Here is a 25,054-nt window from a genome sequence, read left to right as displayed (position 1 = left end):
AAAAGATGCCCGGAACAGCTGCCGCAAGACCCGCAGCACCGATGCTCCGCACCACGGTGCGGCGAGAAATGTTCATTGGCGTCCTCCCTCGAGCGGGTCTTTTGCCCGACTTCGTGAACTGACATATCATAGATATGCCAAAAGAATGTCTGCAAGCGCCTTTTTTGATCTGGATCAGATTTAGGCTGCGCCTTCGCATTCATGCGCCTGACCAATGGCTTGGAGGTGATGTTGCGAGGCTTTATGCGCCCGGCGACCGCCGCGGAGGCCACCCCGGGCGGCTCTTGCGCATGATGTGTGACTGACATATTAGTTTCGGGGACGGCCTCGTCATGCTCCCGCAGGGGTGCGCGGGGCGCCGGCCCGCCGGCAGGGTCGAGATACGGAACGGCGCGCGGCAGGGCGCGCACAGGGAGAGAGCGATGGAACTCACGTCGAGCCCCATGACCGATCGTCAGCGCAAGTATCGCGCTACCTATCGGGAGCGCGTGACCGGGTGGTACAACGGCTGGCTTCACATCCTCATCATCTACACCATCGGCTTCACGGCGCTGTACGTCTACATCGCCAACATGCGCGACATCCGCTGGTGGGAGTGGCTCACCGTCCCGGTGGTCTTCCTGTTCTGCAATTTCTTCGAATGGTGGCTGCACCGCTACGTGATGCACCGGCCGTCCAGCATCCCGCTGTTCCGCGCGGTCTATAACCGCCACACGCTCATGCACCACCAGTTCTTCACTGAAGAGGAGATGCGCTTTGCCGGCCATCAGGACTGGCGCGTCACCTTCTTCCCGCCCTATGCGCTGGTGACGTTCACGCTCATGTCCATCCCGGGCGCCGTCGTGCTCGGCTGGCTCATCTCGCCGAACGTGGGCTGGCTGTTCATCACCACCACCACCTCGGTCTATCTGCTCTACGAATTCATGCACTTCACGACGCACATCGACGAGAACTGGTTCGTGCGGTCCATGCCCTTCATCAACACCAACCGGCGCCACCACACCGCGCACCACAACCAGTCGCTCATGATGGAGCGCAACATGAACCTCACCTTCCCCATCATGGACTGGGCGTTCGGCACCTCGGACCTCAACCGCGGGCTCATCGGCCATCTCTTCAACGGCTACGACACCCGCTTCGTGAAGACCGACATGCGCCGCACCGCCCGCACGCCCAAGGGCAAGGCCGAGGCCAAACAGCGCATCGTGGCGGCGGAGTGAGCGCCGCCATGGGATCCATCGAGCCCAACGTGTCGGCCCTCGCCATCTTCGCGGCGTTGTGGACGGCGGTCAGCCTCGGCTTCATCGTGCTCCTCGGCATGTTTCCGGCGAGCCGGCGGCCGCGGGGCGCGCGCCGCGCCGGCGGGGTGGCGCTGGTGGCGGTCAACTGCCTGCTGTGGCTGGCCCTTGCCGCCGCGACGCTGGCCTATGGCTATGCCGAGCTGCGCCTGACTTCGCTGATCGTGGTGGGCGGCCTCGTGCTGCTGTTCGCCCCCGCGCCGTTCGAGCTGCTGCCCGAGAGCTTCCGTGACGGCCGCCGGGGGCTTGCCGCCCTGGTGGCGCTCCAGGGCGCGGCCCTCGCCATGTGGGTCGCCGCCACCGGCGGCGGCGCCTTCGTCTGAACCGCCTGGACCGGCCCGAGCCGCAGGAAAGGAAACGCCATGCCCAATCGCATCAAGATCATGCTCTCCCTCCTCGTCCTCGTCGTCGCGGCGGCGGGCTATGCCTTCCAGGCCATGCTGGGGCAGGAGGGGCCGAAATATGCCGTCGCCTTCCTGGGCGTCTTCATGGTGGTCGCCATGTGGGTCTTCCCCGAGGTGCAGCGCCGGCCCGGCGACAAGGTGTAGGATCGCCGTGTCCTGAGGAGGCAAAACCCATGATCGCGGTCATCTTCGAGGTCTGGCCGGCGGAGGGCCAGCGCGACACCTATCTCGACCTCGCCGCCCGCCTGCGCACGGAGCTGGAGAAGATGGACGGCTTCATCTCGGTGGAGCGGTTCGAGAGCCTCACCAATCCCGGCAAGATGCTCTCCCTCTCCATCTGGCGGGACGAGGAGGCGGTGAAGGCCTGGCGCAACCTCTCGTCCCACCGCAAGACCCAGGCTGCGGGACGCGCCGGCGTCTTCCGCGACTATCGCCTGCGGGTCGCCGCCGTGGTGCGCGACTATGGCATGTTCGAGCGCGAGGAAGCGCCCGACGACAGCCGCGCCACCCACCGCCCCAGGGCGGCGGCGGCCGATCCCGCCTTCTGAACCTCAGCGCAGCTCGGGCGGCCAGTCGAGGCCCGAGCGCCCGCCCGCTTCAGCCGGCACGGCCGCCGCTGCGATCTCCCCTTCCGACAGGCCGATGGCGCGCAGCACCTCGCCGGTGCGGTCGCCGAGATCGAGCGCATGGGCCACCGCCGGCGTGCGCGAGAGGCGCGGCACGGCCGGCACCGCATGGGCGCCCGCCTCGGGATGGCGCGCCTTCACATGGGGATCGGACCACACCTCGTCGGGTGCCAGCACCGGGGCGACGCAGGCGTCGGTGCCGGCGAACAGCGCCGTCCAGTGGTCGCGGGGCGCGCCGGCGAAGGTCTCCGCCAGGGTCCGCGCGATGGACGGCCACAGGTCCCGCCGCATGTGGTCCGGCGGGTCGCCGAGGCCCAGGGTCCGCCACAGCGACTCGAAGAACCCCCGCTCCAATGCGCCCACCGCGACGAAGCGTCCGTCGGCGCAGGCATAGGACCGGTAGAAGGGCGCCCCGCCGCCCAGCAGCCCGTCGCCTCGCGCCGGCCAGTGGGGCGTCCGCCACAACGGCCAGTGCATGGCCATCAGCGACAGGGACCCGTCCATCATGGCGGCGTCGATGAACTGGCCCTTGCCGCTGCCTTTCGCCTCGATCACCGCCGCGAGGATGCCGATGGCCGCCATCAGGCTGCCGCCGGCGAAGTCGGCGACGAGGTTCAAGGGCGCCTCGGGCGGTCCGTCCTTCGGCCCCATGGCGCCGAGCACGCCGGAGAGGGCGAGATAGGTGATGTCGTGTCCCGCCTCCTTCGCCCGCGGCCCGTCCTGGCCGAAGCCGGTGAGGGCGCAATAGACGAGGCGCGGGTTGAGGGCGGATAGCTCCGCGTAGCCCGCGCCGATGCGGTCCGCCACGCCGGGGCGGAAGCCTTCCACCAGCACGTCGGCGGTCTTCACCAGCGCATGCAGCGCGGCGCGGCCGGCAGGGGCCTTGAGATCAAGGCCGATATGGGTCTTGCCGCGGGAGAATTCGGGAATGGCGACGCCCGCCCGTCCGCCGCCCACCACGATCACCTCCGCCCCGAGATCGGCCAGCAGCATCGTGCAATAGGGGCCGGGGGCGAGGCGGGAGAGGTCCACCACGCGGATGCCGGAGAGGGGACCGCGGGGTGGGGTAGGGGCGTCTGTCATCACAGGCCGCGGGCGATGACGATGCGCTGCACGTCGCTGGTGCCCTCGTAGATCTGGCACACCCGGACGTCGCGATAGATGCGCTCCACCGGGAAGTCGGCCAGATAGCCGTAGCCGCCGTGGGTCTGGATGGCGGCGGAGCACACCTGCTCGGCCATTTCGGAGGCGAAGAGCTTCGCCATGGATGCCTCGGCGAGGCAGGGCAGGCCGGCTTCGCGCAGCGATGCGGCATGCAGCACCATCTGGCGGGCGGCCTCGATCCTGGTCGCCATGTCGGCAAGGCGGAAGGCCACCGCCTGATGCTCCATGATGGGCTTGCCGAAGGTGACGCGCTCCTTCGCATAGCCGCGCGCCGCCTCGAACGCCGCGCGCGCCATGCCCACGCATTGCGAGGCGATGCCGATGCGCCCGCCCTCCAGATTGGCGAGGGCGATCTTCAGCCCCTCGCCCTCGGCGCCGAGGCGGAGATCGGCGGGGAGGCGCATGTCGTTGAAGGCGAGCTGGCAGGTGTCGGAAGAATGCTGGCCGAGCTTCTCCTCCACCCGCACCACCTGGTAGCCGGGGGTGTCGGTGGGCACGATGAAGGCGGAGATGCCCTTCTTGCCGGCGTCCGGGTCGGTCACCGCGAAGACGATGATGAGATCGCCGTTCTTGCCCGAGGTAATGAACTGCTTGGCGCCGGTGAGGATGTAGCCGTCGCCGTCGCGCCGGGCACGGGTCTTCAGGTTCGAGGCGTCGGAGCCTGCCTGCGGCTCGGTCAGAGCGAAGCCGCCGATCCATTCGCCGGCGGCGAGCTTCGGCAGGAAGCGCTGCTTCTGCTCCTCGCTGCCGAACTTCACGATGGGCATGCAGCCCACCGAGGAATGCACGCTGACAATGGTGGAGCAGGCCCCGTCCGCCGCCGCGATCTCCTCCAGCGCGAGGGCGTAGGAGACGAGATCGGTGGCCGAGCCGCCGTAGGCCTCGGGCACCAGCATGCCGAGGAAGCCCAGCGCGCCCAGCTCCTTTAACTCCGGCCCGGGAAAGCGATGCTCGCGATCGCGCGCCGCGGCACCGGGGGCGAGGCGCTCCTGCGCGAAGGCGCGCACCGCCTCGCGGATTTCGGCCTGGGTCTCGGTGAGGATCATGGGCTTCCCTCCGGATTGTTGTCGTTTGGCGGCAATAGCCGCCTTGTACCCTGGCCGACTGCAGCGTCGGCGGAAGGAGAGCCGGGGTCCAGCGCAGAGGCGTCGAACGCGGCTCTCCCGCCCCTCAGCTCAGCCGCTCGATGGCCACCGCCGTCGCCTCGCCGCCGCCGATGCACAGGGAGGCGATGCCGCGCTTCATGCCGTAGCGCTCCAGCGCCGCCAGCAGAGTCACCATCACGCGGGCGCCGGACGCGCCGATGGGATGGCCCAGCGCGCAGGCGCCGCCGTGGACGTTGACCTTGTCCTCCGGCAGGCCGAGGTCGCGCATGGCAGCCATGGGCACCACGGCGAAGGCCTCGTTGATCTCGAAGAGGTCCACGCCCTTGAGGTCCCAGCCGGTCTTGTCGGCGAGCTTCTGCACGGCGCCGATGGGGGCGGTGGTGAAGAGGTTCGGCGCCTGGGCGTGGGTGGAATGTCCGACGATGACGGCCAGCGGGGTGAGGCCGCGCTTTTCCGCCTCCGAGCGGCGCATCAGCACCAGCGCCGCCGCACCGTCCGAGATGGAGGAGGAATTGGCCGCCGTCACCGTGCCGCCGTCGCGGAAGGCGGGCTTGAGGGTGGGGATCTTGTCCAGCTTCGCCTTGGGCGGCTGCTCGTCCGCCGCCGCCACCCGCTCGGCCTTGCCAGCCTTCACCGTGACCGGGGTGATCTCGGCGTCGAAGGCGCCGCCCGCCATGGCCTTCTGCGCCTTGGTGAGGGAGGCGATGGCAAAGGCGTCCTGCGCCTCGCGGGTGAACTGGTAGGCCTCGGCGCATTCCTCGGCGAAGGTGCCCATGAGGCGGCCCTTGTCGTAGGCGTCCTCCAGCCCGTCGAAGAACATGTGGTCGATGACCTTGCCGTGGCCCATGCGATAGCCGCCGCGGGCGCGGTCGAGCAGATAGGGCGCGTTGGTCATGCTCTCCATGCCGCCCGCCACGGCGATGGAGGCCGAGCCGGCGGCGAGCAGGTCGTGGGCGAACATGGCGGCCTTCATGCCGGAGCCGCACATCTTGTTGACGGTGGTGGCGCCGGTGGAGAGCGGCAGTCCCGCGCCCAGCGCGGCCTGCCGCGCTGGGGCCTGGCCGAGGCCGGCCGGCAGCACGCAGCCGAACACCACCTCCTCCACCTGATCCGGCGCGAGGCCGGCGCGGGAGAGGGCGGCCGCGATGGCGGCGGCGCCCAGCGCCGGGGCGGCGACGTCCTTCAGGTCGCCCTGGAAGCCACCCATGGGCGTGCGGGCGGAGCCGACGATGACGATGGGGTCCGAAGCAGTCATGGCTCGTATCTCCGGTGAGAGGAGGAAGCGGTGGGCAAACGCCTCAGCGCGGCGCCATGCGCAGGGCGCCGTCGAGGCGGATGACCTCGCCGTTCAGCATGGAGTTCTCGCAGATGTGGCGCACCAGAGCGGCGTATTCCGCCGGGCGGCCGAGGCGCGGCGGGAAGGGCACGCTCTTGCCGAGGCTGTCCTGCACGTCCTGCGGCAGGCCCGCGAGCATGGGCGTCTCGAAGATGCCGGGGGCGATGGTGACGACGCGGATGCCGGAGCGGGCGAGCTCGCGCGCCACCGGCAGGGTGAGTGCCGCGACGCCGCCCTTGGAGGCGGCATAGGCTGCCTGGCCGATCTGCCCGTCGAAGGCGGCGATGGAGGCGGTGTTGATGATGACGCCGCGCTCGCCACCGGCGTCCGGCTCCTCCTTGACCATGGCGTCGGCGGCCAGCCGCAGCATGTTGAAGGTGCCGATGAGATTGATGGTGATGCCGCGCACGAAGCTGTCGAGGCGGTGGGGCCCGTCGCGGCCGACCACCTTCTCGCCGGGGGCGACGCCGGCGCAGTTCACGAGACCGTGAACATGGCCGAAGCTGTCGAGGGCGAGCTGCACGGCGGCCTTGCCGTCCTCTTCGCTGCTCACGTCGGCGCGCTGGAAGCGGGCGGCCTCGCCGAGATCCGCCGTGACGCTGGCGCCGGCATCGGCATTGATGTCGACGATCACCACGCGCCCGCCGGCCTCCACCAGCATCCGCGCCACGGCGGCGCCGAGCCCGGAGCCCGCGCCGGTGACGAGAAAGACGCGCCCTTCGATGTTCATGGTGCCCCTCCCGAGAGACATGCGCCGCCGCTTGGGCGGCTGGTCGTTGCGCTTCGATAGCAGAAATGCCGAGTGGCATTCGATGACGGAAGCGATCTAAATTCCTGAGCGGTTTTGCCATAGGAGGGCGCGACCCGTGGAACGGCGCATGATCTCCGCCTGCTTCGTGGACGACGCCCTGGAGTGCCTTGCCGCCCGCGGGGTGGATCCCGCCGGCGTGCTGGGGCGGGCCGGATTGGCCGCGCCGGTGGGTGGCTTCGTCTCGGCGGAGCAGTATGGCGCGCTATGGACCGCCGCGGCCGAGGCGCTGGACGACGAATTCTTCGGGCTCGCCGCCCGGCCCATGCGTTGCGGCAGCTTCACCCTGCTGTGCCACGCCTTGATGGGGGCTCAGACGCTGGAGCAGGCGCTGCGCCGCGCGCTGCGCTTCCTGCGGGTGGTGCTGGAGGACCCCGCCGGCGATCTGGTGGTGGCCGACGGGCTCGCTGCGGTGGTGCTGAGCGACCGGGGCGCCGCGCGCTCGGCCTTCGCCTATCGCACCTACTGGATCATCGTGCACGGCATTGCCTGCTGGCTGGCGGGGCGGCGGATCCCTCTGCGACAGGTGGACTTCCGCTGCGGGCCGCCGGAGCACGGGGCCGACTACCGCCTGTTCTTCGGGGCGCCGGTGCGTTTCGGGGCGCCGCAGAGCCGCCTCGCCTTCGATGCGGCCTTCCTGAAGCTGCCGGTGCACCGCTCCGAGCGGGCGCTGCGCGACTTCCTGCGCGGCGCGCCGGCCAACATCCTGGTGCGCTATCGCCACGACGCGGGCCTTGCCGCACGCATCCGCGGCCGGCTGCGGGAGCTGCCGGCATCTGCCTGGCCCTCCTTCGACGAGCTGGCGCGGCAGATGCGTCTGCCGGTCTCCTCCCTGCGCCGGCGGCTGGCGGAGGAGGGGGCGGCCTATCGCGACATCAAGGACGAGCTGCGCCGCATGCGGGCGGAGGAACTGCTCACCGCCACCGCCCGGCCGGTGGGCGAGATCGCCGCCGAGCTCGGCTTTTCCGAGCCCAGCGCCTTCCATCGCGCCTTCCGCAAATGGACGCAGCTCACCCCGGGGGCCTTCCGGGCGGCAGGCTGACAGGTCGGGAGGGGTGGGCCGCCGATCCCCTTGGCTGCGCGGTACAGTGCGATCGCCCACCAACATGACGGGATCCGCCCTCCGCCGGCAGGGACATTGGCGCGCTTCAGCTGACGCTCCCGAGGAACCACGCGGGTGCCGGGGCATTTGACGACGGCGCGCCCGCTCACTACGTCTGGCCGATACGGCGCCGTGGCGCGCTCAGGAGGCCGCTTTTGTCGCTCGTCACCACCATCCGCAAGTCGCTTGTTCCTATTCATCGCGAAGGCTATCCGTTCATCGCCGCAGCGGTGGTGATCGCGCTGGGGCTGCTGCTGTTCTCCACCTTCCTGGGGATGCTGGCGGTGGGCCTCGCCATCTGGACGGCGCTGTTCTTCCGCGATCCGCCGCGCGTGACGCCGGTGCGCGAGGGGCTGGTGGTGGCCCCGGCCGACGGACGCATCTCGCAGGTTGGCCTCGCGCGGCCGCCGCGGGAGCTGGACCTGTCCGACGAGCCGCTGCTGCGCATCTCCATTTTCATGAACGTGTTCAACGTGCACGTGAACCGCGCGCCGGTGACGGGCCGCATCGAGCGCCTCGCCTACAAGCCGGGCCTGTTCCTCAATGCCGATCTCGACAAGGCGAGCGAGGACAACGAGCGCAACGGCCTGATCTTCTCCACGCCCTATTGCCGGATCGGCTGCGTGCAGATCGCCGGGCTGATCGCGCGGCGCATCGTCTCCTTCGTGCGCGAGGGCGAATCCCTCGGCGCGGGCGAGCGCTTCGGCCTGATCCGCTTCGGCTCGCGGGTGGACATCTATCTGCCCGTGGGGACCCGCATCCAGGTGGCCGAAGGCCAGCTGACGGTGGCCGGTGAGACCATCATCTGCGACCTTGCCCAGCCCCAGCCGCGCGACACCGCTTTCCGGGTGAGCTGATGGAAACGCCCTTTCCCCCCTTCGATCCGGAGGGCCGCCCGCGGCCGCGCTTCGGCCGCTTCGGCAAGGTGCCGCTGCGGGTGCTGCTGCCCAATCTGGTGACACTTCTGGCCCTGTGCTCCGGCCTCACGGCCGTGCGCTTGGCCATCGAGGAGCGCATCGAGCTGGCGCTCGCCGCCATCGTCTTCGCCGCCATTCTCGACGGCGTGGACGGGCGTCTTGCCCGGGCGCTGAAGGGCACGTCGCGCTTCGGCGCCGAGCTCGACAGCCTTGCTGACTTCGTCAATTTCGGCTGCGTGCCGGCACTGATGCTTTATTTCTGGGGGCTCAACGAGGCCGGGGCCTTCGGCTGGACCGCGGCGCTCGCGTACGCCATCTGCGCGGCCCTGCGCCTCGCCCGCTTCAACGTGATGCTGGACGACCCCAACAAGCCACCGTTCGCCGCCGATTTCTTTACCGGCGTTCCGGCCCCGGCGGGGGCCATCACCGTGCTGCTTCCGGTCTATCTGGAGCTGATCGGCCTGCCGCACGGCCGGGTGAGTGCGCTCATTGCGCTACTCTACTGCCTCGCCATCGGCTTCCTCATGATCTCAACCGTGCCGGCCTGGTCGGGCAAGACGCTGGGGCGGCGCATCCGGCGCGACATGGTGCTGCCCCTGTTCGTCGTGGTCGCCATCTTCTTTGCTCTGCTGGCCAGCTATCCGTGGGTGGTCCTGTCGGTCTGCACGGCGATCTATCTCGCGCTGCTCCCGATCTCGACGCTGCGCTATCGGCGCCTGATGGCGGCGTGGCGGGCCGAGCATCCCGCAGCGGTCGCTTCCGCCGACTGAACCCTTGACTGACGCATGCAGCGGCAACCTCTGCCGCTGCCTTGCGCAGCAAATTGCATGCAATGTGCGTCAATTTGGTTATCTTTTAATCAAAATAGCCCTCTTCGACGGTCATCCGCATCCCATGAGTTGCGATTATATCGTTGATATAACGTAATATTTCAGAAACTGTATGCAATTGGCACGCGGCTTGAATAGGGAAGGGCGACCGCCACCACTGGGGATGCCGCCCGATGAACCGCCGCGAATTCATGAAAACCGCTTCCGCCACCGCCGTCGCATCGGGAGCCGGCGTCGCCGCCCCGGCGGTGTTCTCCTCGGCTCAGGCCCAGGCGCGGAACGAAACCCTGCTGATCGTTTCCGAGAGCGGTCCCAACAATCTCGACATTCATGGCGTCGGCACCAACGTGCCGGGCTACGAGGCCAATTGGAACTGCTACGACCGCCTCATCACCCATGAGATGACGGAGAAGGACGGCGTCCGCTACTACGACCGCGACAAGCTCAAGGGCGAGCTCGCCGAGGACATGAACATCGGCGACATGTCCGTCACCTTCAAACTGAAGAAGAGCGCCACCTTCCAGGATGGCAGCCCCGTCACCGCGAAGGACGTGAAGTGGTCGCTCGACCGCGCCGTCTCCGTCGGCGGCTTCCCCACCTTCCAGATGAAGGCCGGATCGCTGGAGAAGCCCGAGCAGTTCGTGGTGGTGGACGACCACACGGTGCGGGTCGACTTCCTGCGCAAGGATCGCCTCACCGTTCCCGACCTCGCGGTGATCGTGCCCTGCGTCATCAATTCGGGCCTGGTGCAGAAGAACGCCACCGAGAAGGATCCGTGGGGCCTCGAATATACCAAGCAGAACACCGCCGGCTCCGGCGCCTACCGCGTCACCAAATGGACCCCCGGTACGGAGGTCATCTTCGAGCGCTTCGACGACTGGAAGGGCGGCCCGCTCCCCAAGATCAAGCGGGTGATCTGGCGTATGGTGCCGTCCGCCGGCAACCGCCGGGCGCTGCTGGAGCGCGGCGACGCCGACATCTCCTACGATCTGCCCAACAAGGATTTCATGGAGCTGAAGCAGGCCGGCAAGCTCACCATCACGTCGGTGCCTTACTCCAACGGCGTGCAGTACATCGGAATGAACGTGAAGAACCCGCCCTTCGACAATCCGAAGGTGCGCGAGGCCATCGCCTACGCCATCCCCTACCAGAAGATCATGGACGCCGTGCTCTACGGCCTCGGCAAGCCCATGTTCGGCGCTCCGGCCAATGCGCCGACGCAGGTGGCGTGGCCGCAGCCCACCAAGTTCAACACCGACCTCGCCAAGGCCAAGCAACTGCTCGCCGAGGCGGGATACGCCAACGGCCTCGACACCACGCTCTCCTTCGACCTCGGCTTCGCCGGCGTCAACGAGCCCATCTGCGTGCTGCTGCAGGAGAACCTCGGGCAGCTCGGCATCAAAACCACCATCAACAAGATCCCCGGCGCCAACTGGCGCACGGAGCTCAACAAGAAGGTGCTGCCGCTCTACACCAACGTGTTCTCGGGCTGGCTGGATTATCCGGAATACTTCTTCTTCTGGTGCTATCACGGCTCCAATTCGGTCTTCAACACCATGAGCTACCAGTCGGCGGCCATGGATGCCTTCATCGACGCGGCCCGCGCCGCGGCGGCGACCGGCGACAAGGCGGCCTACGATTCCAACGTGAAGGGCATGGTGGACCTGGCCTTCGCCGACGTGCCGCGCATCCCGCTCTACCAGCCCTATGTCAACGTCGCGATGCAGAAGAACGTCACCGGCTACGAATACTGGTTCCACCGCCGGCTCGACTATCGCGCCTTCCAGAAGGGCTGATTACGGCTCCCTCCTTCGGGAGGGAGCGGCGTGGGGGGTGGTGCCGGGGGCGGATGCCGGCGCTTCGGCGCCGGCTCGGCATCGCTCCCCACTCCCGCTGCCGATGGAACGGGAAGGAATTCTCCGCCGCCGTCCGGCGGGGCCAGCAGCCGCAGGCGCACCGGCGCCGCACAAGAGGATCGCAGCCCATGCTGAAGCTCATAGGCAGTCGTCTCGCCACCGCGGTACCCAGCCTGATCGGCGTGGTGATCGTGACCTTCCTGCTCACCCGCGTCCTGCCCGGCGACACGGCGGCCTATTTCGCCGGCCCCGCCGCGACGCCCCAGGCGATCGCCGAGATCCGCGCCAAGCTCGGCCTCGACAAGTCGCTGCCGGCGCAGTTCCTGGACTATGTCTCGGCGCTGGCCGCCGGCGATTTCGGCACCTCCCTCTCCACCGGCCAGCCGGTGGCGGCGGAGATCGCGGCGCGGCTGCCGGCCTCCGCCGAGCTGACCCTCGCCGGTCTCGTCCTCGCCCTTCTCATCGCGGTGCCGTTCGGCATCATGGCGGCGGTGAAGCAGGGCTCGTGGGTGGATCACGCCTGCCGGCTCATCACCACGGCGGGCGTCTCGCTGCCGGTGTTCTTCACCGGGCTGCTGCTGGTCTATGTGTTCTACTTCAAGCTCGGCTGGGCGCCAGCGCCGCTGGGGCGGCTCGACGTCTTCTTCTCAGCGCCGGAGACGGTGACGGGCTTCTATCTCATCGACAGCCTGATCGCCCGCGACTTCGAGACCTTCCGCGCCGCGCTGGCGCAGCTGGCGGTACCCGCCATCACCCTCGCGATCTTCGCCCTGGCGCCCATCGCGCGGATGACGCGGGCCTCCATGCTCGCCGTGCTCTCCTCCGAATTCGTGCGCACCGCCCGGGCGGCGGGGCTCACCGACTACACGGTCATCATCACCTACGCCTTCCGCAATGCCATGCTGCCGGTGGTGACGACGCTGGGCATGGTCTTCTCCTTCCTCCTGGGCGCCAACGTGTTGGTGGAGAAGGTGTTCGCCTGGCCGGGCATCGGCTCCTATGCGGTGGAGGCGCTCATCACCTCCGATTACGCGCCGGTGCAGGGCTTCGTGCTCGCCATGGCGATCCTCTACGTCGCCCTCAACCTCATGATCGACGTCGCCTACGGCATCATCGATCCCCGCGCGCGGAGCGAAGCATGACCCTCGCCACTGCCGAACCCCAGAAGGCCCCCCACGGCCTCGCCGCCACGCTGGCGCACGCGCGCTACGTCATCTCCGACAATCCTGTCACCGGCATCGCCTTCGGCATGTTCCTGGTGCTGGTGGTGTGCGCCACCCTCGGGCCGTTCATCGTGCCCTATGACCCGCTCGCCAGCGACACGGCGGCGGCGCTCCAGCCGCCCTCGGGCGCCCACTGGTTCGGCACCGACAACCTCGGGCGGGACATTTTCTCCCGCGTCATCGTGGCGACGCGGCTCGACATGGCCATCGCCGTCTTCTCGGTGGCGCTGGTGTTCGCGGCGGGCGGCATCGCCGGCATCGCCTCGGGCTTCTTCGGCGGCTGGACCGACCGCATCATCGGCCGCATCTCCGACACCATCATGGCCTTCCCGCTGTTCGTGCTGGCCATGGGGATCGTGGCGGCGCTGGGCAACACGGTGACCAACATCGTCATCGCCACCGCCATCATCAACTTCCCGCTCTATGTCCGCGTCGCGCGGTCGGAGGCGGCGATCCGCCGGCAGGCGGGCTACGTCCAGGCGGCGCGGCTCACCGGCAATTCGGAATGGCGCATTCTGCTCACGACCATTCTGCCCAACATCATGCCCATCATGATGGTGCAGATGTCGCTGACCATGGGCTACGCCATTCTCAACGCCGCCGGCCTCTCCTTCATCGGCCTCGGCGTGCGCCCGCCGACGCCGGAATGGGGGATCATGGTGGCGGAGGGCGCGGCCTACATCGTCTCGGGCGAATGGTGGATCGCGCTGTTCCCCGGCCTCGCGCTCATGTTCGCGGTCTTCTGCTTCAACCTCCTGGGCGACGGTCTGCGCGACATCGTCGATCCCCAGCGCCGCACCTGATGGAGGCCGCCATGCATGGAGTTGTGGACGTGAAGGAACACGCCGCCAAGTCCTCCGAGACCCCGACGGGTCCCCTGCTGGAGGTGCGCGACCTCACGGTGGAGTTCGCCACCCGCCGCGGCATCGTCACCGCAGTGAGCAAGGTGGATCTGACCCTCGCCAAGGGCGAGACGCTGGGCATCGTCGGCGAAAGCGGCTCGGGCAAGTCGGTGACCTCCTACACCGTCATGCGCATCCTCGACCGCGCGGGGCGCATCGCGGAGGGGTCCATCACCTTCTCCGGCCTCGACATCGCCCATGCCCCCGAGAGCGCCATGCGCGACCTGCGCGGTCGCGAGATGTCCATGATCTTCCAGAACCCGCGGGCGGCGCTGAACCCCATCCGCACGGTGGGCGACCAGATCGGCGACGTGCTGCTCCAGCACGTGCAGGCCGACCGGCGGAACGTGAAGGAGAAGGTCATCGACATCCTCAAGCAGGTGCGCATCGCCCGGCCGGAGGATCGCTACCATGCCTATCCGTTCGAGCTTTCGGGCGGCATGTGCCAGCGCATCGTCATCGCCCTGGCGCTCGCCTGCCGGCCGCAGCTGATGATCGCCGACGAGCCCACCACCGGCCTCGACGTGACGACGCAGAAGGCTGTGATGGACCTCGTCACCGAGCTCACCCGCGAGCGTGGCATGTCCACCATCCTCATCACCCACGACCTCGGCCTCGCCGCCGCCTATTGCGACACGGTGATGGTGATGGAGAAGGGCAAGGTGGTGGAGACGGCGCCGGCCGAGCGCATCTTCCGCGATCCCCAGCACCCCTATACCCGCAAGCTGATGCGCGCGACGCCGCGCCCGGGCATCACGCTCAAGGATCTCCTGCCGGAGGGCGAGGCGCCACCCGCTGCCGCGCCGGCGACGTCGCCGGCAGCGGCAAGCGGGGAACCGCTGCTGAAGGTGGAGAGCCTCGTGCGCGAATATCCCCGCCAAGGCGCGCCGTCCGCCTTCCTCGCCCGTCTCAAGGGCAAGACGCTGACCCCCGAGGAGACCATCTTCCGCGCGGTGGACGGCATCTCCTTCGAGGTGAAGCGGGGCGAGAGCGTCGGCCTCGTGGGCGAGAGCGGATGCGGCAAATCCACCACATCAACCATGGTGATGCGCCTCATCGACCCCACGGACGGCAGGATCACCTTCGCCGGCGAGGACATCGGCGCCATTCCGGCCAAGGATTTTGCCCACCATCCCATGCGCAAGCGCATCCAGATGGTGTTCCAGGATCCCACCGAGAGCCTCAACCCACGCTACACCGCGGCCCGCGCCATCGCCGATCCCCTGCTGCGCATGGGCGGCATGTCGGGCGGGGCGAAGCTCGATGCCCGCGTGGCCGAGCTCGCCGACATGGTGGGCCTGCCGCAGAACCTGCTGGAGCGCTTCCCGCACCAGCTTTCCGGCGGCCAGAAGGCGCGCATCGGCATCGCCCGTGCCATCGCCCTCGATCCGGATCTGGTCATCCTCGACGAGCCCACGGCGGCGCTCGACGTGTCGGTGCAGGCGGTGGTGCTGAACCTGCTGGAGGAGCTGAAGCAGCGGCTCGGCATGAGCTACCTCTTCGTCTCCCACGACCTGCATGTGGTGGGCCTGCTGTGCGACCGGGTGATCGTCATGCGGCAAGGCCGGATCGTGGAGGAGGGCACCTCGCAGAGCGTTCTGGAAGCGCCGAAGGACGCCTATACCCGAGAGCTCATCGCCGCCATTCCCCATCCCCCCGTCTGAGGCGCCCCATGGCCCGTGAAACCCCCTTGCCCAAGATCGAGGATGCCGCGCTGGCGCAACTCCTCGACGGCGCGCTCGCCGCCCACGCCGTCACCGCACGCCCGGAATGGCGGGCGGAGGCGCTGTCCTACCTGCGCAGCATCGCCGATGCGGCGACGCTGGTGCGCAGCCTCGACCTCGGCGATGCCGAGGATCCGGCCCCCGTCTTCCACCCGTGAGGCCCGCATGAACGCGCCCCATCCCGTTCCTGACGCGACCCGCCTTGCCACCGCCACCGCGGCCGAGATCGCGGCCGCCGTGACGGCCGGCTCCGTCACCGCCCGCGCCGTGACCGAGGCGACGCTGGCCCGCATCGCCGCCGTGGACGGCGCGGTGAACGCCTTCACCGACGTGACCGCAGAGCGCGCCCGCGCCCGCGCCGATGCGATCGACGCCGCCCGCGCCGCCGGCAGTGCGCTGGGGCCGCTCGCCGGCGTGCCCTTCGCGGTGAAGAACCTGTTCGACATCGCGGGCCTTGCCACCCGCGCCGGATCGAAGATCAACCGCGCCCTGCTGCCTTCCGCGCGCGACGCCATGCTGGTGGAGAAGCTGGAGGCCGCCGGCGCGATCCTGGTGGGCGGCCTCAATATGGGCGAGTACGCCTATGACTTCACCGGCGAGAATCTCCACGACGGCGCCTCGTGCAACCCGCACGACCTCACCCGCATGTCTGGTGGCTCGTCCGGTGGCTCGGGCGCGGCGGTTGCGGCGGGGCTGGTGCCCATCGCGCTGGGATCGGACACCAACGGCTCCATTCGCGTGCCGTCCTCCTTGTGCGGCACCTTCGGGCTGAAGCCCACCTATGGCCGGCTCGGGCGGGGCGGCAGCTTTCCTTTCGTGACGGCGCTCGACCATCTCGGGCCGCTCGCCCGATCGGTGGCCGACCTCGCGCTGTCCTACGACGCCATGCAGGGCGCGGACGACCGCGACGGTGGCCAGACGCCGCGTCCGTTCGAGCCGGTGGCCGGCCTGATCGGCGACGGCATCGCCGGCCTCAGGATCGCGGTGGCCGGCGGCTGGTTCCGGGCCAAGGCGATGCCGGAGGCGTTCGCGGCGGTGGACAAGGTGGCGGCGGCTCTCGCGACGGACGTGACCGTGGACGTGCCGGACGCGGCGCGGGCCCGCGCCTCCGCCTACATCATCACGGCTGCGGAGGGGGCGAGCCTGCATGCCCGCCGTCTCGCCGACCGGCCGGAGGATTTCGACCCAGCGGTGCGCGACCGGCTGCTCGCCGGGCTGGCCATTCCCGCCTCCTGGGTGGATGCCGCCCAGCGCTTCCGTCGGCATTTCCAGGCGGAGATGGCGAAGCTGTTCGAACAGCACGACGTGCTCCTCGCCCCCGCGACCCCCTGCCGGGCGCCGAAGCTCGGCCAGAGGAGCTTCGTGCTGGACGGCGAGGAGATGCTGGTGCGGCCGAATCTTGGCCTGTTCACGCAGCCCATCTCCTTCATCGGCCTGCCGGTAGCTGCGGTGCCGGTGCGCGTCGATGTGGGTGATGCCCCGGAGCTGCCCATCGCGGTACAGGTGATCGCCCCGCCGTGGCGGGAGGATCTTGCGCTGCGCGTCGCGGCGGAACTGGAGCGCCGCGGCGTCGCTTCCGCTCCTGTGGCGGTTCTGTGAGGGAGGAATTGGTGGAGATCGACAATCCGCAGGTGAAGGCCGAGGTGGAAGAAGCGTTCGCGCGCTACGAGGCGGCGCTCGTGAACAACGACGTGGCGACGCTGGAGGCGCTGTTCAACGACGATCCCCGCACCATCAGGTTCGGCGGCGGCGAGAACCTCTACGGCATGGACGCCATCCGCGCCTTCCGCCGCGCGCGCTCGCCGGTGGGTCTCGCGCGGACGCTGGCGCAGACCGTCATCACCACCTACGGACAGGACTTCGCGGTCGCCTCCACCCTGTTCTACCGGGACAACGCGCCCGGCAAGGTGGGCCGCCAGCAGCAGACCTGGGTGCGCCTTCCCGAAGGCTGGCGCGTGGTGGCAGCCCAGGTCTCCGTCATCGAGGATGCGCCGGCAGGCATATGAGCCGCGTTGCCGCCGCGGTGCCATGCCGTAATACCTTCAACCCATTTCGCCGTGCGCGAGAATCCCGCTAGATTTTGAGATCATGAGCCTGTTCACGCCGTCCCCGACCCGACCCGCCCCGGCCGCCCGCGCCCGCAAGCGCCGCACGGCCGGGAGGCCGGTGACGCGCACCGAGGAATTGCGCCTTCAGATCGCTGACGACATCGTCCGCGGCCGCCTCGCGCCGGGTACGGCGCTGGAGGAGGTGGACATCGCCAAGCGCTATGGCGTCTCCCGCACGCCGGTGCGCGAGGCGCTGCGCGACCTTGCCGGCTCGGGGCTGGTGGAGGCGCGGCCGCACCGCAGCGCGCTGGTGGCCCAGCCCTCCCTCGACCGGCTGCGCGGCATGTTCGATGTGATGGCGGAGCTTGAGGCCCTGTGCGCCGGGCTCAGCGCGGTGAACATGACCGCCGCCGAGCGTTCCGGCCTCTCTTCCGTCCATGCGGAGCTGGCCGACCTGACCCGTCGCGGCGACGAGGGCGGCTACACCGTGCTCAACGAGCGCTTCCACACCACGCTCTACGCCGGCAGCCACAACGATTACCTGACCGAGCTGACGCTGGCGACGCGGGCGCGCCTGCAGCCGTTCCGCCGCGCCCAGTTCCGCACCCTCGGCCGCCTCGCCCGCTCCTATGAGGAGCACGACCGGGTGGTCACTGCCGTCATGCGTGGCGACAAGGCCGAAGCCGCCGCCGCCATGCGCGCCCACATCCTCACCGTCGAGGACGCCTACGAGCGCTACGCCGAGACGCTGTGAGCAGCCGCCGGGGGTCGCCGCTTTCGCCCGCCGCCCTACTGCGCCGCTTCCGCATCCGTGAGGTTGTCGAGGCCCTGGATGATGTGCTGGGCCAGCGCGTCGGCCAGCAGCGAAGGCTCGTGGCGGTTGCGCAGGAGGCCGATGTCGCAGGGCGGCAGCGGCGGATAGCCGTCGCCGGACCCGAGCACCCGCATGCCCGGCCTCAGCGCCGATTCCGGCAGCACCGAGACCGCGAGGCCCGACAGCACGGCGGCCGCCACCGCGCCGTTGTTGGGGCTGGAATAGAGGATGCGGTGGTGACGGCCGGCGCCGGCGAGGCGGGAGACCGCAATGTCGCGCCACTGGCAGGTGGGGCGCCCGAGGGCCAGCGGCACCGGCGTCTCCAGATGGACCGCGTGGCGCGCCGACCCCACCCACAGCAGCCGCTCGCGCCGGATGACGTGGGCGTTGCGGGCGGTGATCTCGGTCGCGGTGATGATGGCGAGGTCGATGGTGCCGGCCGCGATGTACTGCACCAGTTCGCTGGAGGGCTCGCAGATCACCGTCAGCTCCACCGAGGGGTGGGTGCGGGAGAAGCGGGCCATGATGTCGGGCAGATAGCGGTCGGCATAATCGTCCGGCACGCCGAGGCAGACCCGCCCTGACAGGGCCGCGTCGGCGAAACTGAGGACCGCCTCCACATTCAGCTTCACGATGCGGCGGGCATAGTCCAGCAGGCGTTCGCCGTCCTCGGTCAGGCGGGAGGCGCGGCCGTCGCGCACGAATACCGTGCGCCCGACGCGCTCTTCGAGTCGCTTCATCTGCATGGAGACCGCCGACTGGGTCTTGTGGACGACCTCCGCCGCTTTGGTGAAGCTGCCGGTCTCGGCGATGGCCACGAAAGTACGCAGCTGGTCAGGGTCTAGCATGGCCGTCATGGCGGGGCTCCCGATGGCGCGGCCCCACCGGGGACGGCCCATTCATCACGCAAAACGATACGAGAGATGAAAAACATTCGCTAGCGTGATTTATGCCGGTCGGTCAGAAAGAGGGCGCCGCAAGGATGCAGCGCGAAATCGGGTGGTGTCCGGCGCGTGTCGCGGGAAGGCTGAACAGGCCGCCCCCCGCCCGCCGAGACCATGGCACCACCGCGGCCCGGAAAGGAGGGTCGGCGCCGATCATCCCGGCAATGGAGATGAAGATGACGTTCCATGGTGAAACCCGCAGGACCCCGTTCGCCCCCGCTGGCGAGATGGTGGCGGCCTTCTGCCTGGCCGCGCTCGGCCTCGTCGGCAAGGGCGCGCGCGTGGTGGATGCCATCGGCCACGCCATCGAGCGCCGACAGGTGCTCGCCAGTCTCGCCCATCTGGACGACCACATGCTGCGCGACATCGGCGTCACCCGCGCCGACCTGCGCGACGCGGCGGCGAGCCCGATCCTGACCGATCCGACCCAGGTTTTGGTGCTGCGCGCCAACGAGCGGCGGGCCGCCGCGCGGCGCGCGGCCCGCGCCTTCGCTCAGAACTGAGTTCCAGCCATCCGGCGGAAACGCCCCTCGATTCCGCCGTGCCTCGACCCGCGCCGACCGCAACCGGCGCGGGTCTTTTCTTTTTCTGTATTGGGGTTTGGGCAGGCGCTGGGCGCCTCCGACTATTTGCCGTCGCGCCCCTTGGCGGGCTTGGCAGCCGCGCCGCCCTTCTGCCCGTCGTCCGGCTTGACGAGGCGCGGGCGGTCCGGCGGCAGCGTCTCGGCCTCCTGCACGCTCTGTGTGGCGCTCGCCACCGAGGCGGCGGCCGAACGCATGATGTCCAGCCAGTATTCGGGCATGGAATAGGCCGGGCGCGCGCCCTCCGCGCCTGGAAAGGCGGGCGGGAAGGCCGGTGGGAAGCCCTGGGCGAACATCTGGGCAAAGAAGTGCTGGAACGGCAGCAGGGGCGGGGGCGGCGGCTCCGGCGGCTTCTCGCGGGTGGGCGGCACGCCGGCCTGGGTCATGGTCTTGGTCATGGCGTTGACCACGTCCTGCCAGGCATTGGCCGGGGACCGCTGCGGCGCCGGCGCCGGCGCGGCGCGCTGGAACATCATCTGGGCATAGGCGTCGGCCCACGGATTGCCGGTGGCCTGGGGCCGTGGGCTCTGCTCCACCGCCGTGCTGGTGAAGGCGAGGAAGGCATCGATCCACGGATTGCCGGAGGAGACCGGCGCGATGCGCTGCTCGGTCTGGCCGGGCATGCGGCTCAGCATGGCGGCAAGCATCTGCTGCAGGGCGCCGGAGGCGGCGAGCGACTTGGCGAGCCCACCCACAACGAGCGTGGCGAAGCTGGGCATCATCTGCTTGACGATGGCGATGCCGAGGCCGGTGGAGGCGGCCACCTGGGCCGCCACGGCGCGACTCACCTCGGACGAGCCGAAGACGGTGTCGAGCGCCTCGGTGCCGGCCCGCGACAGCTCGGCGGGGGCCGCCGGCTGGGAATAGAAGCCGCCGTAGGGGCCGCTGGACATCAGCGCCATCAGCGAAGCGAGGGCCTCGGGCGACTGGGTCGCCTGCCGGAACGCCTCGGAGAAGGCGGGCATCACCGCCTCCGCCACCTGCTGGGCCTGCTGGGCGGAGAGGCCGTACATGCGGCCGATGTTCTCCATTGCCTGCCCACCCTGGGCCGCGCGCAGCATCTCTACGAACTGATCCATACGCCGGACTCCGTCGCACCCAGGGTGACGGAAGGGCGATCGGCCGGCCGCGCGACCCTGCCACCGTTCCGCGAAACGTGGCAGGGACCTTACGCCATCGTCCTGCCGAAATCACGAATTGCTTCGCGCGCGACAGGGGATTTGAACGGACAGGATGAATCCCGCCGACCGCTGCGTCAGCCGGAGAATTCGGTCTCGTGGGTCAGGATGTCCCGGGCTTCCGGGTTGAGCGGTCGGGCCGGGCGGTCGGGCTCGGTCAGCGGCTCGGGCTCCACCTTGCGGGTGCCGAACGCATTCTCGGCGCCGGCATAGAGACCGTCCTGCAGCTGCCGTTCCAGCCGGGCGCGGTCGCGCTCGCGCACGTCGGCGACGCGGGCGAGGGCGGTGCTTTCGCTGACGCCGAGGGCCTCCAGCGTCCGCGCGCCGAAGGTGAGGGCGGATTCAAGGGTCTCGCGCAGCTGGAAGTCGACGCCGAGGCGCATCAGCTCCATGGAATGGACGCGGTCGAAGCTGCGCACGAACAGCCGCACGTCGGGGATGGCGCTGCGCACGATCTCGACGATGCGGTTGGCGTCCTCCTTGTTGTCGACGCAGACGCAGATCACCTCCACCGTCTCCGCGCCGGCCGCCCGCAACACGTCGAGGCGGGTGCCGTCGCCGTAATAGATGTGCACGCCGAACCGGCCGGCGCTCTGGATCATCTCCACGTCCTTGTCGATGATCGTCACGCTCACGTCCTGCGCCAGCAGGCACTGGGACACGATCTGCCCGAAGCGGCCGAAGCCGATCACCAGCACCGAGCCGTCGGCATCGGTGAAGTCGTCGGCGGGCGGCTCCTCGGCCGGGTGGGTGAAGCGCGGCAGGAAGCGGGCGACGGCGGCGAACAGCAGCGGCCCCAGCACCATGGTGAGGGCTGCCAGCGCGATCAGCAGGTCGGCTTGCTCGCGGCGCAGGATGCCGTTGTCGAGGCCGAGGGGGAACAGCACGAAGGCGAACTCGCCCGCCGCCATCAGCGCCACCGAGGCGCGCAGCGAATCGCCGGGCGCGATGTTGTCGGCGCGGAACACGAGATAGACCACCACCGACTTGATGATCGCCACCGCCAGCGCGCCCACCACGAGGCGCGGGATGTGGTGGATGACCACGTCGATGTTCAGCGACATGCCGATGCTCATGAAGAAGACTGCGAGCAGCAGGCCGCGGAAGGCGTCCACATTGGCTTCGAGCTCGTGGCGGAAGGTGCTCTCCGACAGCAGCAGGCCGGCAAGGAACGCCCCGAGGGCGGCCGACATGCCGGTCGCTTCCATGAGGCCCGCGGCGCCGAGCACCACCATCAGCGCCGCCGCCGTCATGGCCTCGCGGGCGCCCGAGCGGGCGAGCACGCGGAAGAGGGGATTGAGCAGATAGCGCCCCGACACCACGATGACGGCGATGCCGGCGACGGCGAAACCCGCCTCCATCAAGGTCCTGGCCGGGTCGCGGGCGACGTCCGTCTCGCTGCCGGGGGCCAGCAGCGGGACGAGGGCGAGGAGCGGCACCACCGCGATGTCCTGGAACAGCAGGATCGAGAAGGTGCGCTGGCCGTAGGGGCTGCCCAGGTCACCGCGCTCGCCCAGAAGCTGGAGCGCGATGGCGGTGCCCGAGACCGAGAGGGCAAGGCCGCTGACCGCTGCCGCCGCCACCCCGAAGCCGAGGCCGAAATAGGCGAGCAACGCGAAGGCGAGCGCCGTCAGCGCGAGCTGCGTGGTTCCGAGGCCAAAGATGTAGTGCCCCATGGAGAGCAGGTTGGACGGCTTGAGCTCGAGCCCGACGATGAACAGCAGCATGACCACGCCGAGCTCCGCCACGGTGTGGACCACCGACGGGTCGGCCACGTTGAAGCCCACCGGGCCGATGGCGACGCCCACCAGCAGATAGCCGACGATGGGGGAGAAGCCGATGCGCTTGGCGACGATGACGGCGATGACGGCGGCGCACATGAAGGCCAGCGCGGCCCCGAACAAGGCGTGTTCATCGACCGGCATGCGCCTCATCTCCCCCAGGTGGCCGCGGCCCGGCCATACCGGCCGGCGCTATGCAGATTAAGGATGCAATTTCGGCGCCCGCGTCCTCGCCCCCGCGACGCAGCGCCGGCCGCTTATGGGCGGCGAGCATGACCAAAGCGTGCCGAAGCTGCGGCGTGGCCGCGACGTTTGATGGCGCGCGGGCTGCCTTAAGCCCGCTTTTCCACCCTCAGCGCAGCGCGTCGAACCCCGGGCCGAAGCCGTTGAGGCTCAGCGGCACGCCGATGCCTTCCTCGGGGGTCTGGAAAATGATGAAGGTGGCGAGCTTGCCGCCCTTGAGGCGGGCGATGAGGGCGTCGTCCATCACCACTTCGGCGACGCACCCGTTGGGCAGGCAGCGCACGAAGCCGGCGCGGCCCACGTCCTGCTCGTCGATCTTCAGCCCGAGGCCTGCCGGCAGCAGCACGCCGAGGGGCGCCAGCACGCGCAGGAGCCGGCTCTTCTGGTCCGCCGTCTTGAGCACGATCACGGTAAGGCCCACGTTGGGCCGGTCCTCCGCCTGCACCGACTGGAGCAGCACGCACTGCTCGCTCTGGGCGCCGGGCGGGGTGTCGCAGCGGATCTGCCACTCACCATGCACCGACTTCACCACACCCTGCGCAGCCGCGGGGGCAGCCCCGAGAAGCAGCAGGAAAACGGCGCCGAGAATGAGGTGAAGCGTGCTCGTCCTCCCCCCGAACCGGGCGCCGGGCGAGCGGTCCGACTGAACGGGGGCGAGAAGAGGGGACGACAGGACCATCGCAAGCTCCGGCAGGGTCCCGGCTTGGGGCAGCCGGGCCATCCTGCCTTATCTGATTTTGTGAACCAATGCCTTAATGCCCAAGCCATCCTGTCAACAATGGGGCAGGGGGTTCCGATTGGGGACTCTGCGGGAATCGCGGGGCGCTTCGATACCCCAGCGGCAGCCTTAAAGACGGTGCTTCAGTACGGTGCGGCGCGCGCGCCAAATTGTCCCTCCGTGCCGCGGCCTCACCGGCGCGCAGGCAGGCACTTTCCGACCCAAAGCAAGGCTGCGCAGGGGGCCGCCGAGGGGGCCTTGAAGGCGGCGGCCGTTGATCTGAAACGCTTCGACTTAATGTCGCATCGGCGACGAACCCTGGGCGATTGCAAGGCGAACCCAATTGTGTTTGATGGATTCTAGGGAGAGAGGCTGCCCAAAATCAGCGCATTTGCATGCCCCGAATGGGGCGGGCGGCCGGCTCGAAAATCCCCGCGTGGCGCGCCCGCGCCCCGGCGGCTAGGACCAAATTCGGCGGAGCTTTCCGTCGGGCCAGGGAGATGAGTAGAAGATGATGTCGCTCATTCGCACCGCTGCCCTTGCCGTCGGCGCCTGCGCCGCGGCGGTGTTTGCGAGCGCGGCGGCCCACGCCCAGATGGGCCAGCCGGCCCCGTGGCAGATCAATCTCCAGGACGCCGCCACGCCGGTGATGGAGAACATCCACAACTTCAATATCCTGCTGCTCACCATCATCACCGCCATCGTGCTGTTCGTGCTGGTGCTGCTGGTGGTGGTGGTTGTGCGCTTCAACGAGCGCTCCAATCCGGTGCCCTCCAAGACCAGCCACAACACGCTGATCGAGGTGGCCTGGACCGTGGTGCCGGTGCTGATCCTGGTGGGTATCGCCATCCCCTCCTTCCGCCTGCTGCACCTCGAGTTGAACATTCCGAAGCCCGATCTCACGGTGAAGGTGACCGGCCACCAGTGGTACTGGTCCTATGAGTATCCGGACAACGGCGGCTTCGGCTTCGATTCCTACATGGTCGCCGAGAAGGACCTGAAGCCCGGCCAGCCCCGCCTTCTGGCGGTGGACAACGAGGTGGTGGTCCCGATCAACAAGAACATCCGCATCCAGGTGACGGCGGCGGACGTGATCCACTCCTTCGCCATGCCCTCCTTCGGCGTGAAGATCGACGCCATGCCGGGCCGCCTGAACGAGAGCTGGTTCAAGGTGACGCGCGAAGGCATCTATTATGGGCAGTGCTCCGAGCTGTGCGGGCGCGACCACGCCTTCATGCCCATCGCCATCCGCGCCGTGAGCGAGGCCGACTTCAACGCCTGGACCGCCCAGGCCAAGGCCAAGTTCGCCTCTGCCGCCGATGCGGCCGGGAAGGTCGCCGAGGCCGGCGCCCGCTGAGGCATCGGCCCGCCGCGGGCGGGCCGCGTGAAGGTTTCACCGTCCGGCCAGCCGGGCGGTCCATCAGATGAAGCGGGCGCGGCGGGACGGGGCC

Annotated in this window: 25 protein-coding genes; 17 read left to right on the top strand and 8 right to left on the bottom strand. The window is 69.2% G+C overall.

Features of this window, described 5'->3' with window-relative positions:
* Positions 1-422: 422 nt before the first annotated feature.
* From ABLE93_RS09065 to ABLE93_RS09050, 4 genes are read left to right on the top strand one after another with little or no spacing between them, the layout of a single operon-like run.
* A complete protein-coding gene (locus tag ABLE93_RS09065) occupies positions 423-1,220 on the top strand; it encodes a sterol desaturase family protein (RefSeq protein ID WP_348839470.1) in 798 nt (265 codons plus the stop codon).
* Between the two features lie 8 nt (positions 1,221-1,228).
* Complete coding sequence (locus ABLE93_RS09060) at positions 1,229-1,621, top strand: hypothetical protein (protein WP_348839469.1); 393 nt, start codon at positions 1,229-1,231, stop codon at positions 1,619-1,621.
* 39 nt (positions 1,622-1,660) lie between these two features.
* Positions 1,661-1,846, top strand: coding sequence for a hypothetical protein (locus tag ABLE93_RS09055; protein WP_348839467.1), 186 nt, complete (start codon positions 1,661-1,663; stop codon positions 1,844-1,846).
* Between the two features lie 29 nt (positions 1,847-1,875).
* Positions 1,876-2,250, top strand: a complete 375-nt coding sequence (locus ABLE93_RS09050) for an antibiotic biosynthesis monooxygenase family protein (protein WP_348839465.1) — start codon at positions 1,876-1,878, stop codon at positions 2,248-2,250.
* A 3-nt stretch (positions 2,251-2,253) separates the two neighbouring features.
* On the opposite strand, the gene ABLE93_RS09045 is transcribed toward ABLE93_RS09050, so the two are convergent.
* The 4 genes from ABLE93_RS09045 to ABLE93_RS09030 form a co-directional block, all read right to left on the bottom strand.
* A complete protein-coding gene (locus tag ABLE93_RS09045; RefSeq protein WP_348839463.1) occupies positions 2,254-3,411 on the bottom strand; it encodes a CaiB/BaiF CoA transferase family protein in 1,158 nt (385 codons plus the stop codon).
* On the bottom strand, positions 3,411-4,538 hold the full coding sequence (locus ABLE93_RS09040) for an acyl-CoA dehydrogenase family protein (protein WP_348839461.1): 1,128 nt from the start codon (positions 4,536-4,538) through the stop codon (positions 3,411-3,413). Before ABLE93_RS09040 ends, ABLE93_RS09045 begins: the two co-directional genes overlap by 1 nt.
* A gap of 124 nt (positions 4,539-4,662) precedes the next feature.
* Positions 4,663-5,853, bottom strand: a complete 1,191-nt coding sequence (locus tag ABLE93_RS09035; protein ID WP_348839459.1) for an acetyl-CoA C-acyltransferase — start codon at positions 5,851-5,853, stop codon at positions 4,663-4,665.
* 43 nt (positions 5,854-5,896) lie between these two features.
* Positions 5,897-6,664, bottom strand: a complete 768-nt coding sequence (locus ABLE93_RS09030; protein ID WP_348839457.1) for a 3-hydroxyacyl-CoA dehydrogenase — start codon at positions 6,662-6,664, stop codon at positions 5,897-5,899.
* 136 nt (positions 6,665-6,800) lie between these two features.
* Between ABLE93_RS09030 and ABLE93_RS09025 the strand changes: the two genes are divergently transcribed.
* From ABLE93_RS09025 to ABLE93_RS08975, 11 genes are all read left to right on the top strand, one after another.
* Positions 6,801-7,784 carry an AraC family transcriptional regulator gene (locus tag ABLE93_RS09025; RefSeq protein WP_348839455.1) on the top strand — a complete coding sequence of 328 codons (984 nt, stop codon included), beginning with the start codon at positions 6,801-6,803 and terminating at the stop codon, positions 7,782-7,784.
* Positions 7,785-7,999: 215 nt separating this feature from the next.
* Positions 8,000-8,701, top strand: a complete 702-nt coding sequence (locus ABLE93_RS09020; RefSeq protein ID WP_348839453.1) for a phosphatidylserine decarboxylase — start codon at positions 8,000-8,002, stop codon at positions 8,699-8,701.
* Positions 8,701-9,531: a CDP-diacylglycerol--serine O-phosphatidyltransferase gene (gene pssA / locus ABLE93_RS09015; protein WP_348839451.1), complete on the top strand. Its 831-nt coding sequence runs from the start codon at positions 8,701-8,703 to the stop codon at positions 9,529-9,531. The genes ABLE93_RS09020 and pssA overlap by 1 nt, the downstream gene beginning before the upstream one ends.
* Positions 9,532-9,764: 233 nt before the next feature.
* On the top strand, positions 9,765-11,387 hold the full coding sequence (locus ABLE93_RS09010) for an ABC transporter substrate-binding protein (RefSeq protein ID WP_348839449.1): 1,623 nt from the start codon (positions 9,765-9,767) through the stop codon (positions 11,385-11,387).
* A 188-nt stretch (positions 11,388-11,575) separates the two neighbouring features.
* Positions 11,576-12,589 carry an ABC transporter permease gene (locus tag ABLE93_RS09005; protein WP_348839447.1) on the top strand — a complete coding sequence of 338 codons (1,014 nt, stop codon included), beginning with the start codon at positions 11,576-11,578 and terminating at the stop codon, positions 12,587-12,589.
* On the top strand, positions 12,586-13,473 hold the full coding sequence (locus tag ABLE93_RS09000; RefSeq protein WP_348839445.1) for an ABC transporter permease: 888 nt from the start codon (positions 12,586-12,588) through the stop codon (positions 13,471-13,473). Before ABLE93_RS09005 ends, ABLE93_RS09000 begins: the two co-directional genes overlap by 4 nt.
* An 11-nt stretch (positions 13,474-13,484) precedes the next feature.
* Positions 13,485-15,236 carry a dipeptide ABC transporter ATP-binding protein gene (locus tag ABLE93_RS08995; protein WP_348839443.1) on the top strand — a complete coding sequence of 584 codons (1,752 nt, stop codon included), beginning with the start codon at positions 13,485-13,487 and terminating at the stop codon, positions 15,234-15,236.
* A gap of 8 nt (positions 15,237-15,244) precedes the next feature.
* Positions 15,245-15,454: an AtzG-like protein gene (locus tag ABLE93_RS08990; protein WP_348839441.1), complete on the top strand. Its 210-nt coding sequence runs from the start codon at positions 15,245-15,247 to the stop codon at positions 15,452-15,454.
* 7 nt (positions 15,455-15,461) lie between these two features.
* Positions 15,462-16,895 carry an AtzE family amidohydrolase gene (locus ABLE93_RS08985; RefSeq protein ID WP_348839439.1) on the top strand — a complete coding sequence of 478 codons (1,434 nt, stop codon included), beginning with the start codon at positions 15,462-15,464 and terminating at the stop codon, positions 16,893-16,895.
* Positions 16,896-16,906: 11 nt separating this feature from the next.
* Positions 16,907-17,302: an oxalurate catabolism protein HpxZ gene (gene hpxZ / locus ABLE93_RS08980; protein ID WP_348839437.1), complete on the top strand. Its 396-nt coding sequence runs from the start codon at positions 16,907-16,909 to the stop codon at positions 17,300-17,302.
* An 82-nt stretch (positions 17,303-17,384) separates the two neighbouring features.
* Positions 17,385-18,098 (top strand): GntR family transcriptional regulator, encoded by a 714-nt coding sequence (locus ABLE93_RS08975; protein ID WP_348839435.1) that lies wholly within the window; start codon positions 17,385-17,387, stop codon positions 18,096-18,098.
* A 35-nt stretch (positions 18,099-18,133) separates the two neighbouring features.
* Here the strand turns inward: ABLE93_RS08975 and ABLE93_RS08970 are convergent, their stop codons facing one another.
* A complete protein-coding gene (locus ABLE93_RS08970; protein WP_348839433.1) occupies positions 18,134-19,015 on the bottom strand; it encodes a LysR substrate-binding domain-containing protein in 882 nt (293 codons plus the stop codon).
* A 263-nt stretch (positions 19,016-19,278) separates the two neighbouring features.
* On the opposite strand from ABLE93_RS08970, the gene ABLE93_RS08965 reads away from it, so the two are divergent.
* Positions 19,279-19,605, top strand: coding sequence for a DUF1127 domain-containing protein (locus ABLE93_RS08965; RefSeq protein ID WP_348839432.1), 327 nt, complete (start codon positions 19,279-19,281; stop codon positions 19,603-19,605).
* Positions 19,606-19,727: 122 nt separating this feature from the next.
* On the opposite strand, the gene ABLE93_RS08960 is transcribed toward ABLE93_RS08965, so the two are convergent.
* The 3 genes from ABLE93_RS08960 to ABLE93_RS08950 all read right to left on the bottom strand — a co-directional run bounded on the left by ABLE93_RS08960 (position 19,728) and on the right by ABLE93_RS08950 (position 23,564).
* Entirely contained in the window at positions 19,728-20,762 is a 1,035-nt protein-coding gene (locus ABLE93_RS08960) for a DUF937 domain-containing protein (RefSeq protein ID WP_348839430.1), read from the bottom strand.
* A 176-nt stretch (positions 20,763-20,938) separates the two neighbouring features.
* Complete coding sequence (locus tag ABLE93_RS08955) at positions 20,939-22,786, bottom strand: monovalent cation:proton antiporter-2 (CPA2) family protein (RefSeq protein WP_348839428.1); 1,848 nt, start codon at positions 22,784-22,786, stop codon at positions 20,939-20,941.
* 208 nt (positions 22,787-22,994) lie between these two features.
* Complete coding sequence (locus ABLE93_RS08950; RefSeq protein WP_348839426.1) at positions 22,995-23,564, bottom strand: invasion associated locus B family protein; 570 nt, start codon at positions 23,562-23,564, stop codon at positions 22,995-22,997.
* A gap of 550 nt (positions 23,565-24,114) precedes the next feature.
* On the opposite strand from ABLE93_RS08950, the gene coxB reads away from it, so the two are divergent.
* Positions 24,115-24,960: a cytochrome c oxidase subunit II gene (gene coxB / locus ABLE93_RS08945; protein ID WP_510183000.1), complete on the top strand. Its 846-nt coding sequence runs from the start codon at positions 24,115-24,117 to the stop codon at positions 24,958-24,960.
* Positions 24,961-25,054: the final 94 nt, after the last annotated feature.

Origin of the sequence: Xanthobacter pollutisoli (assembly GCF_040044995.1) — a bacterium.
Classification (GTDB): domain Bacteria; phylum Pseudomonadota; class Alphaproteobacteria; order Rhizobiales; family Xanthobacteraceae; genus Xanthobacter.
This window is presented reverse-complemented; position numbering and strand designations above follow the sequence as displayed.